This window comes from Chryseobacterium sp. HNCC26DJ240 (assembly GCF_057180485.1).
Window position 1 is genome coordinate 91,382 of sequence record NZ_JBXUGK010000010.1, and the last position, 13,423, is coordinate 104,804.

Genomic DNA, 13,423 nt, shown 5'->3' on the forward strand with positions numbered 1-13,423 from the left:
TATTAAGATTTAATAACTTAATTACAAATGAAATTTTTAAAATCAGACAAGCTTTTTAAAACCCTGTTCTTCATTCAGCTAATCATTATTATTTGGAAGATTGCAGAAGATTTGACCGAAGGTTTTCGTTTTGACAGCTGGAATATTACCGAGCTTCTCATTAACTATGAAGGTGGTTTTGTGCGACGTGGTTTTTTAGGTCAGATTATTTATTTTTTGAGTGATTTCTTTCATTTTCAACCTTATTCAATTGTCATTTTTATTTGTCTTTTATGTTTAATATTATATCTGATTTTTTTCATTAAAGGTAGTTTAAAAAAGAATATTCCAATTTTCATCAGTGTTTCTGTTCTGCTTTTGGCGTCTCCTGTTTTTTCCGGAAACTGGGTGAGAAAAGATATTTTAATTGTGCTTTTTTTCGTCCTTTCACTGAAAACATTCATCTTGGAAAAGAAATATTTTCAGTGGATTTCAAGTCTTATTTTTTCAATCGGAATTTTAATTCATGAATCTCTGTTTTTTATCACTTTTCCTGTTCTGCTGTTTTTAACTATCATTAAAGGAAAAGTTTCGAATAAAAAATTTGGTAATTATCTTTATTTCTTACTTCCTGTTGTAGTCTTTTTTACGGTCTGTTTTTTTAAAGGAAACCATGAAGTTTCCAATGCAATTTTAGATTCCTGGAATATCAGAGACAAATCAGTTGAAAATTCTGTTACTTCTCTATCCTGGAGTTTGGAATTTAATATCAGAATTGCCTTTGCTCAGGGTAAAGCTTTTACCGAAAACGGATTTTTATTTCCTCCGTTGATCTGGCTGATTATTGTTGTCTGTGTATTTTATCTGATCGTGAATTTAGCTGCATTCCAGAATAAAAATAAAGATCTTTTAAAGCAGAGAAAATTTCTGTTTATCATTGCATTACTTCAGTTTTGTACCATTGTCCCACTTATTATTTTAGGTTGTGATTATGGAAGATGGATCTTTTTCTGGTCTTCAACTTCTATTGCAGCTTATCTTTTCATTTCTGACCAATGGATTAATCTGATTAATAATTCATTGAAAATCAAAGATTCTTTTTTCCTGAATTCTTCTGTTTTCACTACAGAAAAATCAGGCTTACTGATTCTCCTTTTTACCTTGGCAATTCCTGGTTTTGTGATGGATTCGCAGACTTATCTCAATTCTACATTCATTTATCAGATCATTTTAAAATTAAGTTCTATCTTTAAAATTATTATTTAAAATTATGAAAATCTCTGTTGTTATACCCGTTTACAACGCTGAAAAGTACATTACACAAGCCATAGAATCTGCGCTTGAGTTTGATGAGGTTTTTGAAGTTATTGTGGTTGAAGATCAATCACCAGATAACGCTTTGGAGGTTTGCGAAAAACTGGAACAGAAATACGACAGAGTGAAACTGTTCCAACATCCGGACAAAGCCAATCACGGTGCAGGTGCGAGCAGAAATTTAGGAATAGAAAAAGCCACTGGTGATTTTATTGCTTTTTTAGATGCTGATGATTACTATCTGCCCAATCGGTTTGATGCTGAAAAAGAACTGTTTAGAAACTCTGAAGTGGAAGGCGTTTACGGTGCATTAGGCGTTCATTATTATACCGAAAAAGCAAAGAAACAATATTATCACATTTATCAGGATAAACTCGATACGGTTTACAAAAAGGCTGACCCAAAAGATGTTTGCCCGGGACAAATGAATTTACGGGGAAGTTTCGGACTGATACATCTTGATACTTTGACCATTAGAAAATCTGCACTTGAAAAAATGGACAAATTGTTTGAGCCATCACTGCGCTTACATCAGGATACCGAATTTACAATCAGGCTGGCATTCTATCTTCAACTTTACACAGGAATCAATGATAAAGCAATAGCCATAAGGGGAATTCACGAAAGCAACAGAATTACGCAGGTTGAAACCAAAAAGACAAAACCTTCTACCACAAAAATTCTTTACTGGAGAAAACTTAAAGAGTGGGCTGAAAAAGAGGAGAATATCTCTGAAGAATACAGATTACACATCAACAGAACCTATAAAAGTTACGAGATTGCTAACTCTCCCACAGCAAAAAAATGGCTTTTGATTCTGAAGTATCTATTTACTGATTACAGAATGGTGAGATCTGGATTGTATAATATTCATTATAGAAGAGATTTATTTTAAACCTTTCCTGTCCTGTAAAATTGAGTCGGCTATCTGTGCAGAAAATATTTTGGAAGATTCTTTGTACATATGATTTCCATCGGTGTAGATATAATTCTGGAAAGCCGCAAAAGGTGTAAAATGAAATCCCTACAGGGAGAACAATGCTTATCAACCAGACATTCCCAGACAATCCAAAGCCTGATAATAATTCTGAAAAACTTTCAATAAAAAAATTGTAGTATTTGAAAATACCTAAGAAACCCAGATTTATTCCTATACTTAAAATAAGCCAAAACCTGGCTTTTGATTTTGTGGAGCTCCGGTCAATCTGTATAGCAGAAAAATAGTCCAAGGCTATAGAAAAGATCAAAAGGAAAAGAAACCTCCAGTCCCAGCAGGCATAAAAATAAAAACTCGCCAAAAGCAAAAGACAGTTCTGAAGCTGATATTTTTGCCTGAAAACAAACCAATACAAAACAAATACTATTGGTAAGAATATCAGAAAGCCTATAGAATTAAAGAGCATAAATTACAATTTATTGCAGAAACAATACTGATCTCATGGAAGATCCTGTTATTTTTACTTTACAAAAACTCCCACAAATTTCCCTTCAAATTCTACCACAGTAGGAACAATTTTTTCCTGCTCACAAAAATCCTGGAAAGCCGAATTGTCGTTAATATCATCTGAGATAAAAACACCTCCTTTTCTTAATCTTGGATAAAGTGTTTCATAAGCCCATTTCATTCCTTCATAGGATTTGTCGGAATCGTAATGTACCACATCGATTTCGCCGCTTTCCTTTAAAATTTTAGGTAAAGACTCCCGGTCGGCATGGCGAAAAAGTTTCCAGTTGGCTTTTAAATTTTCCGGAACTACGCAACCTACGTACTGGTCGCCGTTCTGCCCTAAATAAGGCATATCAGAACTGTACAAAGTTCCGTTCCTTTTTTGTAAAGATGTCAGTGTGGCAAAAGAACTCCAGCCATAAGCAACTCCGGTTTCTATAACCGCCTTTGCCTGAGTATATTCACATGCACTGTACAAAAGCTCCAAAGCTCCTGCACCACCCATTTTTATTGGGCAACTGTTTTGTACTTCTAAAGCTTTTTGAAATTCCTGAGGATATCTTTCTGAAAAAGACTTAAAATCAATATTAAAAAGTTTTTTTACCGCATCTTTTTGGTTCACAGCAATTTGCGAAGCCCAAAGGTTCGTCTTTTCTTTACCTTTAAACGCGCTGTTTCGGTTAAAAATATTCTTGATTATTTTTCTGCCTAATTCGGGATAAAGATCAGGACGTTTGGCATAGCCTATGAAAGTCTTGAGAACTCTAGTTATTTCGCTCACAGTGTTTGTATTAATGGTGCAAAAATAAAGATTTTTATCAGATTGAACAGATTATTTATCTTTGTGAAAATTTATTAACATAAAGATGCCTCCCTCATCATGAAGTTTTCGATCCTTATTGCCAACTACAACAACGGAAAATTATTTAAAGACTGCTACCATTCTATTATGGCTCAAACCTTTACAGATTGGGAAGCTGTCATTCTGGATGATGCTTCTACAGACAATTCTCTAGAAATTATTTCTGAGTTGGTGAAAGACGATTCCCGTTTTAAAACTTTTAAAAATGAAAAAAACAGCGGTGTAGGCATTACCAAAAGTAAGCTTATTGAGCTGGCAGACGGCGATATTTGTGGTTTTGTAGATCCTGATGATGCGATTACTCCCAACGCTTTACAATCTGCAGTTGATGTTTTTAAAAAAGATCAAAAAACCGTCCTCACCTACTCCAGCTTTATGAAATGCGATGAAAATCTCAACCCGATTGAGAAATTCAAATCAGGAATGCAGGTGGTAAATGACGATCCTTATTTTTTCAACTGCCCGGTGCACATGGTTCATTTCGTGTGTTTTAGAAAGAAAATTTACAATCAGACAGAAAAGATAAATTCTGATATGAAAATTGCTGAAGATCAGGATTTATACTTAAAAATGTACGAGAAGGGTAAAGTGAAATTCATTGATGAAGCCAACTATTTGTACAGAACACATTCCGGAGGAATTTCTCAGAATGAAAATCTCCCGAAATCCAGAGAATATTTCGCAAAAGTGATTTTCAATGCGATGAAACGAAGAGGATTAAAAACCATTAACGGTAAAAAAATTCCTGAACATTATTCTAATCCGAAAGAAATTTATGATCTTTTGGAATATCAAAACTCAATCTCTTTCAGAATAGTTAAAAAGCTGAAGATCATGTTCCAATAAATGACTCTATGATGAATGAAAATAAGAAAACAAAAGTACTTTTCAGGCAACGTTCCATGGAAATGGGCGGTGTGGAAAAAGTAATTCTCAGCATGCTGAATGGTCTTGATAAAGAAAAATTCGACATGACGATTTGTCTAAACATCAATCAGGGCGAGTTGCGAAATGAAATCCCGGCACATGTAAGAAAAGTCTTTATTGGTGAGGGTCGCGAGAACATGTCTAAAAACAGTGTAATTCAGAAACTTCAGCTTGCCAAAAGAAAACTTAAACTCGATAAGGCACAGAAAAATCCGCAAGTTGCCGATGCTGTTTTAAAAGATAAGTTCGATATCGAAATTGCTCCCACTTACGCTACTTTTGGGGCTGTTTTAAACTCATCAGACAAAAATTCAAAAAAAATCGGATGGTTTCATTCAGACATTACTTTACCCAAACTTCAACCGCTTGTTCCTGAAATATTAAAGCAGATTCCACAGTTTGATTATTTTATTTTCGGATCTCAACAGACAAAAGACATTTTAATTGAAACTTATCCGAATCTTAGTATTCCTGAAAATCAAGTCGTTCGAAATGCCATTCCTATTGAAGAATTAAAAAAGAAAGCACAGGAATTTAAACCTGAATTTCCTTCAAAACCCATCTTCGTTTCCGTTGCAAGACTTCACAGCAGGAAAGGGTTTCATAAATTGATGGAAGCTCATGCAAGACTTTTGAAAGATGCTTTTGACCATCAGATTACCGTTATCGGCGACGGTGAAGAAATGTCGAATTTAAAAAAGCAAGCCAATGATTTAGGCGTAACAGAAAGTTTTGAGTTTTTAGGTTCATTGCTCAACCCTTATCCTTACGTAAAAAATGCTGATTTTTTCATCTTACCATCAGAATCAGAAAGCTGGCCTTTAATTATTGCCGATTCCTTGATTTTGCAGAAACCTATCATCTCAACCAACGTTGGTGGCATTCCAGAAATGATTACCCACGAAAAAACCGGCTACCTCATCAATTATGAAACAGATGAAATGTATTCTGCAATGAAAAAATTTATGACTGAACCTGGTTACATTGAAAAAATCAGAGAAAATCTGGTTGATATTGAAAAACAGTTCGACAGTCAGCAGATTTTTGATGCTGTTGAAAATATCATTCTTAACTTAACAAAAAATTAGAAAATGCTTTTTTTATACCGTCTAATTCTCAAACTCCACACATCATATCAGTTTATGATTCAAAGGATATATTTAAAAGTATGTATCTCAAAAGGACTGAAAGTAGGTAAAAATGTGAGATTTGTAGAAGTTCCGGAGTTTGGTACTGAGCCTTTTTTAATCGAGATTGGAGATGAAACCACGTTCTCGAACAATATAAGGTTTGTAAATCATGACGGCGGACAGAATGCTTTGCACTTTTTTGAAAAATATAAAGATGTAAGAACTTTCGGAAGAATAAAAATAGGAAAACAATGTCTCATTGGTGCAGACACCATCATTATGCCGGGCGTTGAAATGCAGGACAACTGTATTCTTGGCGCAGGATCAATTCTTACGACATCGATGCCCAAAGGAAGTGTTTTTGCAGGTGTTCCTGCGAAATTCATCTGTACGATTGAAGAATATGGCGACAAGCTTCTTGCCAATAATGTAATGTATCCACGGGAGCTCGAACCTACAAGACATTTGCTGGAAGCGCATATTAAAGCAAATCTTCCTTACACTTACAAAGCTGTGAAAAAATAATCTGTAAGGAAATAGAAAAACACCAACACGAAAAAATGAAAAAGAAAAAAATCCTCATCAGAATCGGTTCCCTTCGTCACGGCGGAGCAGAAAAAGTACTGGTTACTTTTCTTAAAAATCTTCCGCAGGATAAATATGAAATTGATCTTCTTTTAAATTTATATTCAGGAAAATATCTGAAAGATGTCCCGGCTTGGATTAATATTATCTATCTGAATAAAGGCGAAATGATTACCACCAACCGACTTCAGGATTTTCCTAAAAAAGCGGCGAGAGTGGTTTATCAGAAGCTTTTAAACAAATTTCCAAATCTTCTTTACAAAGGGAAACTTCAGAATAGAAAATACGATATTGAGTTTGCAGCCATCCATGGGATGCGGGACGAAATTTTAAATTCTCCGTTACAATCATCTAAAAAAATAGTCTGGATTCACAACGATCTTTCTCAGGTAAAAGGTTACACGGATGTGGAAATCAAAAAGTTTTTTGGATTTGATAAAATCATGGTGATTTCAGAAAAAATTGAGAAACTTTTTAAAGATTTGGCTCAAAATGAAACTGAGAAACAGAAAATTGTAAAGATTTACAATCCTTTGGACACCGAGGAAATTATCCGGAAGTCGGAAGATGGAAGTCTAAAGATAGAAGATGGAAGATGGAAGATGGAAGATAATGAAATTACAGACAATTTTTCTAATCAAACATCCAATATCTCTCTTCCCACATCCCGCAACCCGCATCCCGCACCGACATTTATTTCAGTAGGCACCGTTTTTCCTCAGAAAGGTTTCGACAGACTTCTGAAAGTGCACAAAAAACTTTTAGATGAAGGTTTTCAACATAAAATATTAATCGTGGGTGACGGTTACGATTTTGAAAATATCAAAAACCTGAAAACTGAACTTAATGTTGATGACACTGCAACGATGCTTGGTTTCACAGACAATCCTTATCCTTATTTTAAAAAAGCAGATTTTTATATTTTAAGTTCGAGATATGAAGGCTTTCCGACAGTTCTGTTTGAAGCGATAACTTTAAAAAAGAAAATTATAGCTACCGACGTTTCAGGTGTGAGAGAAATGCTGAATAATGGAGAATTAGGCTTGATTGTAGAAAATTCTGAAAACGGAATTTACGAAGGAATGAAAACCGCCATTACAGACAAAACATTTTTCGACTCCTATCTTTCAAAACTCAGTCAGGCAGAAATGCCTTTCAGTCTTGAAAATTCGGTTCAGAAAATTGCAACTGTACTCGATGAATTGTAAATAAATTGTAATTTTAAAACTGAATCAGATTTTTCTACATTTGTTTTATGGCTGATCACTACTCTACTATTCAAAAAGATTTTTACCGGGAAAGCGGAAAATGGCTTTCGACTTTTCAGATTTGGGCTAAATGTCTGAATCCAAATCTACATTTTATCTACATTTTAAGAAAAGCTCAAAAATACAGCAAGACACCTGTTTTAGGATTGTACTGGAGAATTGTTCTCCGTCATTTCCAGATTAAATATGGTTTCCAGATTTACCCTGAAACAGAGATTGGAGAAGGATTTTATCTTGGTCACTGGGGAAGCCTCGTCATTAATCCCAAAACGAAAATCGGAAAAAACTGCAATATTGCTCAAGGTGTAACCATCGGGCAACAAAACAGAGGTAAAAATGAAGGATATCCGGTAATCGGCAATCAGGTTTGGATAGGCCCTAACGCAGTAATTGTAGGAAAAATAAGCATCGGAACCAATGTATTGGTCGCTCCGAATGCATACGTGAATTTTGATGTCCCCGATAATTCGGTGGTGGCGGGAAATCCAGCAAAAATTTATCCTAACGGAAATGCCACAGAAGGATACATAAACAATAGGATATAAAGCTGAATTTTATCATATCTTTACATTATTAAACTTTGTTAAAAAAGATTGACAATTCAGCAAATTTGATATTTTTGCATTATTATCGATTCAGTCTATTGATTTTAAAAATAATTTAAACGAAATAAATAATTACAAGCCACTAAAATTTTAATTTGATGAAAAATTCGTACGAAATTATTTTTGAAAACAACAAAAGATGGGTTGAGTCTAAAGTTGCAGATAATCCGCATTTCTTTGAAGATCTTGCCAAAACTCAACACCCAGATTATCTTTATATAGGATGTTCAGACAGCAGAGCAACGGCAGAAGAGCTCATGGGAGCAAAACCGGGTGAAGTTTTTGTTCACAGAAACATTGCCAACGTGGTGAACACTTTAGATATGAGTTCAACTGCGGTGATTCAATATGCGGTAGAACATTTGAAGGTAAAACACATTATCGTTTGCGGACATTACAATTGTGGCGGTGTAAAAGCTGCGATGACACCTCAGGATTTAGGACTTTTGAATCCTTGGCTGAGGAATATCCGAGATGTGTACAGATTGCATCAGAGCGAACTGGATTCTATTGATGATGAGAATAAACGTTATGACAGGCTTGTAGAACTCAATGTTCAGGAGCAGTGCATCAACGTAATTAAAATGGCTTGTGTACAGGAAAGGTATATTCTTGAGGAATATCCTGTTGTTCACGGCTGGGTTTTTGACCTTAGGACAGGTAAAATTATTGATTTGGAGATTGATTTTGAAGAAATTCTGAAAGACATTCAAAAAATCTACAATCTTACAGGTTCAGACTGGGTAATGAGCAGAAAGACGAATTAATCTTTCTAAAAAAATGAGTGAATGAAATTCTGGAGTATCATTACATTACTGTTTATCCTAAACTTTACAGCCTTGCCAAGCATCGCTGCGATTTGTGGATGGAAACTGCAGACAACAAATGTAATCCTGAACGAAGAAGAAACCCACTCTCACTACTCATCATTTACTGTTTACGAAAAGACTTTACCTAAGACTTTAAATGTACATGATTTTCTAAAATTTTTCGAGCCCAATCTCGAGCGCAGATCATTTGTTTTATTAGATGATTCCTGCCATCTTTCTCCCTTTCTCACCATATTTTCTCCGCCTCCGGAAGCTTAATTTTATACAGATTAACAAATATTCATATCAAATTTGATGTTGAATAGATGTGCTTTTTAAAATTAATTTCCAATTTTTATCCTGAAGATTTTAGTTAAAATTCTTAACTAAAAATCAATCAGTTACAACTAAGTATTTTTTTGCTGTCATGAGAAAATCTAAATCATTATTTGGAGGAATCAAGGAGAATTTCCCTTCGGGACTCGTTGTATTCTTAGTAGCGCTTCCTCTCTGTTTAGGAATTGCCTTAGCATCGGGAGCTCCACCCCTGTCCGGTGTTATCGCTGGTATTGTTGGAGGCCTGGTTATTGGCTCTATCAGTAATTCAAACATTTCTGTTTCCGGGCCGGCGGCAGGTCTTACTGCGATAGTTTTAACGGCAATTACCGATTTGGGAGCATTTGAGCTGTTTCTTTGTGCAGGAATTATCGCCGGGATTATTCAGCTTGTTTTGGGCTTTGTAAGAGCCGGAAGTATTTCCAATTATTTCCCGAATAACGTGATTGAAGGAATGCTAGCCGCCATCGGAATTATTATCATTATAAAACAGATTCCCCACGCTTTAGGATTTGATAAAGACTACGAAGGGAACGAAACATTGTTTTCAAACGGAATCAACTTCAACTATTTCACAGAGTTACTTTCAGCTGTACATCCCGGTGCTGTTATCATTACCGTGGCCTCCATCGGATTGCTTTTGGCATGGGACAAAATTACATTTCTGAAAAGAATGAAAATGCTTCCCGGAGCTTTGGTTGCAGTAGTAGTAGGAATTGTACTGAATGAATTGTTTAAAATGACCGGAAGTTCTCTGGCCATCGGCAAAGAGCATTTGGTTTCTTTACCTGTCCCTAAAAGTCTTGATGAATTCAGCAGCTATGTAACACTACCAGATTTTAACGGCTTTTTGAGCTGGAAAGTCTGGCTTACGGGAGCCACAATTGCGGTAGTTGCGTCCATTGAAACTTTACTTTGTATAGAAGCTTCCGACCGTCTGGATATGCAGAGAAGAATTACAGACACCAATTTAGAACTGAAAGCTCAGGGAATAGGAAATCTTATAAGCTCATTTATCGGCGGTTTACCGATGACATCTGTTGTGGTAAGAAGCTCTGCCAATGCAAACGCAGGAGCAACATCAAAGCTTTCCGCAATCATTCACGGGTTTTTATTATTGGCCTGCGTGCTGTCAATTCCAGTAATTTTAAATTTAATTCCATTTGCAACGCTTGCTGCTGTTTTATTATTAGTTGGATATAAATTGGCAAAACCGGCAACTTTTAAGCACTTCTGGAAGCTCGGAAAATTCCAGTTTATCCCATTTGTGGCAACGGTAATTGCAATTGTGGCAACGGATTTGCTGAAAGGTGTAGGAATTGGTTTGGCTATTTCAGTTTTCTACATTCTTCAGGGAAATATGAAACGTGCCTATTATTTAAGCAAAGAAAAACTGAACGATGCAGACGGAATTACAATGAAACTGGCAGAAGAAGTATCTTTTTTAAATAAAGCAGCCATTAAAAAGACATTGAAAAACATCAAACCCAATTCTACATTAATCATCGATGCAAGAGGAACATCTTATATTGCCACCGATGTACTTGAAATGATACAGGATTTTGCCAATATCAGGGCAAAAGAAGAAGATATTAACGTGGAACTTTTAGGTTTTAAAACCTCGTACAGAGATTACGAAACCGACGAAGATTCTCACATCGTTATCGATCATAAAAGAGCAATGTAAGCTCATCATAAATAAATTTTAATTTTAATAATAATTCAAAAAATAAAAAATCGCATGAAAGCACATACGTCAGAAACGCAGTCTACAATTACTCCTGAAAAAGCATTAGAATTTTTAAAGGAAGGAAACAAAAGATTTGTAGGAAACTTGAAAGCAAACAGAGATCTGTTGGAGCAGGTAAACGCCACGCGAGAAGGACAGTGGCCTTTTGCAGTAGTTTTAAGCTGTATTGACAGCCGTACTTCTGCTGAATTAATATTCGATCAAGGTTTAGGAGATGTTTTCAGCATCAGAATTGCCGGAAATTTTGTAAATCAGGACATCTTAGGCTCTATGGAATTTGGCTGTAATGTAGCAGGTTCTAAATTGGTTGTCGTTTTAGGTCACACCAAATGCGGAGCTTTAAAAGGCGGTCTTGATTCTGCGAAAATTGAACCTATGGGAATGGATAATCTGAATCACTTAATTGATCATTTTGATCCTATCATTAAGACTATTATTGAAGATGGCGAAGAACGCTCTTCTGCTAATGCAGCTCTGCTTGAAAGACTGAATCAGCATAACGTAAAAAATGCAATTGAAGACATCCGTAAGAAAAGTTCAACCTTGAAAAAGCTTGAAGAAGACGGTAAAATCAAGATTGTTGGCGCCAACTACGATGTAGAGACAGGTGTTGTTTCTTGGTTATAAAAAAGAAAATATCTTTAAAGAAAAATTCGGTCGGAAACTTTGCTTCCGGCCGAATTTGTTTTATTACTTACCATTGAAAGAAGACATTGTATTGCCAATTCCTGCAAAAACAAAAGACAAACACGTTTTTGAAAATTTCTCTATTCTTTCAGAGAGCTTTTCAGATTCTTCTGTATTCCAGGTTCCTAAAACATAATCTACCTGTCTGCCTTCAGAAAATTCTGCAGAAATTCCAAATCTTAAACGAGCGTAATTTTGAGTCTGAAGAACTTCGTTGATGTTTTTTAAACCATTATGACCAGCATCAGAACCTTTCATTTTCATTCTTAAAGTTCCGAAAGGCAATGCAAGATCATCTGTAACAATCAATACATTTTCCAAAGGGATATTTTCTTTCTGCATCCAGTACTTTACGGCATTTCCGGAGAGATTCATATAAGTGTCGGGCTTCAAAACAAACACTTTTCTTCCTTTATATTTGCCTTCTGCTATCCAGCCAAAATTGGCGGTGTTGAATGATGATTCTAATGTTTCTGCAATTTTTTCAGCTACTTTAAAACCAATATTGTGGCGGGTGTTTTCGTACTCAGCTCCTTTATTTCCCAATCCTACGATAAGGTATTTCATTCTATTTTTTTTGCAAAATTAAATTTTTAAAAATAAAAAAGCCCCATCTTAAAAAAGATGAGGCTGTTATCTTGTAAAAACCAGGTTTTTATTGAGGCTTGTAGATATAATTAATACCGAAACCTTGCGTCATATACGTCTGAGGATCATACGCATAATTGGTTGTAAATACAATTGGCGAAGGAATAGGCATCATCATATCTGTAATCGTCATTCTTTTAGGATTGTTGATCGAAAGACTGTGACTTTTCTCGTCATTCACTCTCGTAGAAAGCAAATGAGAGATTTTGTAAGCAAACGGCAATAATGTGTGAGGATTGATCTGCGTATCTAAAGTAAAGTAGTCATACTTATACTTTTCTGTAGGTGTACCAAAAGTTCCTGCGGTGATTGTACCGTAGTCTCTTGTCACTGTAGCAATATTATCACCAGAATAAGTATAGTTTGAAACTGAATATAAATTGTAATCGAAAGGTACCCCTGTAACTTCCTCACCATTTCTCATGGTAATTTTACTCAGTTTGTCTGTTCCTGTAGCATATTCTAAGTTGTAAAGTTTTTTAAACTTCTTATCAACCACCCAAGGTAAAGCAGGCACTGTACCTCCTGTTGGAATTTTTTTCACATAACTGATTCTGTTTTCTGCGATGATGGTTAATCTGCCACCAGCTCCGTAAGTAAGCAACTGTGTGTAGGCAACACTGTCGGCATCCAAAGCGCCGTCTTTATTTTCATCTAAAAATCCGTAGAACGTGATTTTGCTTATTTTATCACCACTCCACATCAAATCTGTTACAGATCTCGTATATTTTCCTTTAGTAAGAACTTTAGAAACCAAAAGACCGTTGTAACGGTATTCTGCGATGGTATCAGCATTTGTAATTTCTCTGAATAAAGATCTTGGCCCTATAAGACCAGAATTTTCGTTAAGGTCGACAAGCGGGTTTCCCTCTTCATCTACCAAATCCTTACAAGAATGTACAGAAGACAAACCTGCAACCAGCAATATAAAATAGAAAAGTTGTTTCATATTTAATGAGATTACTTATTTTTCCACAAATATAATTTTTTTTTACATAAGAAACACTTTCTTATTCAGATTGTCACAAAATAATATCGAAAATTTAAAGAATTTTGGATATAAGTGCGGTAATTGA

Annotated in this window: 14 protein-coding genes; 11 read left to right on the top strand and 3 right to left on the bottom strand. The window is 35.4% G+C overall.

Features of this window, described 5'->3' with window-relative positions:
* The first annotated feature begins 27 nt into the window (after window positions 1–27).
* Together AC2A1G_RS19160 and AC2A1G_RS19165 are read left to right on the top strand one after the other, a co-directional pair.
* Window positions 28–1,245 carry a hypothetical protein gene (locus tag AC2A1G_RS19160; protein WP_484048481.1) on the top strand — a complete coding sequence of 406 codons (1,218 nt, stop codon included), beginning with the start codon at window positions 28–30 and terminating at the stop codon, window positions 1,243–1,245.
* 4 nt (window positions 1,246–1,249) lie between these two features.
* On the top strand, window positions 1,250–2,188 hold the full coding sequence (locus AC2A1G_RS19165) for a glycosyltransferase family 2 protein (RefSeq protein ID WP_484048482.1): 939 nt from the start codon (window positions 1,250–1,252) through the stop codon (window positions 2,186–2,188).
* A 562-nt stretch (window positions 2,189–2,750) separates the two neighbouring features.
* On the opposite strand, the gene AC2A1G_RS19170 is transcribed toward AC2A1G_RS19165, so the two are convergent.
* Window positions 2,751–3,521 carry an O-methyltransferase gene (locus AC2A1G_RS19170; RefSeq protein WP_484048483.1) on the bottom strand — a complete coding sequence of 257 codons (771 nt, stop codon included), beginning with the start codon at window positions 3,519–3,521 and terminating at the stop codon, window positions 2,751–2,753.
* A gap of 99 nt (window positions 3,522–3,620) precedes the next feature.
* On the opposite strand from AC2A1G_RS19170, the gene AC2A1G_RS19175 reads away from it, so the two are divergent.
* From AC2A1G_RS19175 to AC2A1G_RS19215, 9 genes are all read left to right on the top strand, one after another.
* Complete coding sequence (locus tag AC2A1G_RS19175) at window positions 3,621–4,448, top strand: glycosyltransferase family 2 protein (protein ID WP_484048484.1); 828 nt, start codon at window positions 3,621–3,623, stop codon at window positions 4,446–4,448.
* Window positions 4,449–4,459: 11 nt separating this feature from the next.
* A complete protein-coding gene (locus AC2A1G_RS19180) occupies window positions 4,460–5,617 on the top strand; it encodes a glycosyltransferase (RefSeq protein ID WP_484048485.1) in 1,158 nt (385 codons plus the stop codon).
* A gap of 3 nt (window positions 5,618–5,620) precedes the next feature.
* The gene (locus AC2A1G_RS19185) at window positions 5,621–6,184 is read left to right on the top strand and encodes an acyltransferase (protein WP_484048486.1); all 564 of its coding nucleotides are present in this window, start codon (window positions 5,621–5,623) and stop codon (window positions 6,182–6,184) included.
* A 35-nt stretch (window positions 6,185–6,219) separates the two neighbouring features.
* A complete protein-coding gene (locus AC2A1G_RS19190; protein WP_484048487.1) occupies window positions 6,220–7,452 on the top strand; it encodes a glycosyltransferase in 1,233 nt (410 codons plus the stop codon).
* Between the two features lie 47 nt (window positions 7,453–7,499).
* The gene (locus AC2A1G_RS19195; protein WP_484048488.1) at window positions 7,500–8,057 is read left to right on the top strand and encodes a serine O-acetyltransferase; all 558 of its coding nucleotides are present in this window, start codon (window positions 7,500–7,502) and stop codon (window positions 8,055–8,057) included.
* A gap of 158 nt (window positions 8,058–8,215) precedes the next feature.
* Window positions 8,216–8,884, top strand: a complete 669-nt coding sequence (locus AC2A1G_RS19200; protein WP_484048489.1) for a carbonic anhydrase — start codon at window positions 8,216–8,218, stop codon at window positions 8,882–8,884.
* A gap of 21 nt (window positions 8,885–8,905) precedes the next feature.
* Window positions 8,906–9,205, top strand: coding sequence for a hypothetical protein (locus tag AC2A1G_RS19205; protein ID WP_484048490.1), 300 nt, complete (start codon window positions 8,906–8,908; stop codon window positions 9,203–9,205).
* A 148-nt stretch (window positions 9,206–9,353) separates the two neighbouring features.
* Window positions 9,354–10,949, top strand: coding sequence for a SulP family inorganic anion transporter (locus tag AC2A1G_RS19210; RefSeq protein WP_484048491.1), 1,596 nt, complete (start codon window positions 9,354–9,356; stop codon window positions 10,947–10,949).
* A gap of 54 nt (window positions 10,950–11,003) precedes the next feature.
* Window positions 11,004–11,639 carry a carbonic anhydrase family protein gene (locus tag AC2A1G_RS19215; protein WP_484048492.1) on the top strand — a complete coding sequence of 212 codons (636 nt, stop codon included), beginning with the start codon at window positions 11,004–11,006 and terminating at the stop codon, window positions 11,637–11,639.
* A gap of 63 nt (window positions 11,640–11,702) precedes the next feature.
* On the opposite strand, the gene pth is transcribed toward AC2A1G_RS19215, so the two are convergent.
* A complete protein-coding gene (pth, locus tag AC2A1G_RS19220; protein WP_484048493.1) occupies window positions 11,703–12,266 on the bottom strand; it encodes an aminoacyl-tRNA hydrolase in 564 nt (187 codons plus the stop codon).
* 88 nt (window positions 12,267–12,354) lie between these two features.
* Window positions 12,355–13,296, bottom strand: a complete 942-nt coding sequence (locus AC2A1G_RS19225) for a hypothetical protein (RefSeq protein ID WP_484048494.1) — start codon at window positions 13,294–13,296, stop codon at window positions 12,355–12,357.
* Window positions 13,297–13,423: the final 127 nt, after the last annotated feature.

Excerpts from the sequence above, each read along its gene's own strand:
- AC2A1G_RS19160 (WP_484048481.1), top strand. The coding sequence starts at position 28 with ATGAAATTTTTAAAATCAGACAAGCTTTTTAAAACCCTGTTCTTCATT.
- AC2A1G_RS19165 (WP_484048482.1), top strand. The coding sequence starts at position 1,250 with ATGAAAATCTCTGTTGTTATACCCGTTTACAACGCTGAAAAGTACATT.
- AC2A1G_RS19175 (WP_484048484.1), top strand. The coding sequence starts at position 3,621 with ATGAAGTTTTCGATCCTTATTGCCAACTACAACAACGGAAAATTATTT.
- AC2A1G_RS19180 (WP_484048485.1), top strand. The coding sequence starts at position 4,460 with ATGAATGAAAATAAGAAAACAAAAGTACTTTTCAGGCAACGTTCCATG.
- AC2A1G_RS19185 (WP_484048486.1), top strand. The coding sequence starts at position 5,621 with ATGCTTTTTTTATACCGTCTAATTCTCAAACTCCACACATCATATCAG.
- AC2A1G_RS19190 (WP_484048487.1), top strand. The coding sequence starts at position 6,220 with ATGAAAAAGAAAAAAATCCTCATCAGAATCGGTTCCCTTCGTCACGGC.
- AC2A1G_RS19195 (WP_484048488.1), top strand. The coding sequence starts at position 7,500 with ATGGCTGATCACTACTCTACTATTCAAAAAGATTTTTACCGGGAAAGC.
- AC2A1G_RS19200 (WP_484048489.1), top strand. The coding sequence starts at position 8,216 with ATGAAAAATTCGTACGAAATTATTTTTGAAAACAACAAAAGATGGGTT.
- AC2A1G_RS19205 (WP_484048490.1), top strand. The coding sequence starts at position 8,906 with ATGAAATTCTGGAGTATCATTACATTACTGTTTATCCTAAACTTTACA.
- AC2A1G_RS19210 (WP_484048491.1), top strand. The coding sequence starts at position 9,354 with ATGAGAAAATCTAAATCATTATTTGGAGGAATCAAGGAGAATTTCCCT.
- AC2A1G_RS19215 (WP_484048492.1), top strand. The coding sequence starts at position 11,004 with ATGAAAGCACATACGTCAGAAACGCAGTCTACAATTACTCCTGAAAAA.
- pth (WP_484048493.1), bottom strand. The coding sequence starts at position 12,266 with ATGAAATACCTTATCGTAGGATTGGGAAATAAAGGAGCTGAGTACGAA.
- AC2A1G_RS19225 (WP_484048494.1), bottom strand. The coding sequence starts at position 13,296 with ATGAAACAACTTTTCTATTTTATATTGCTGGTTGCAGGTTTGTCTTCT.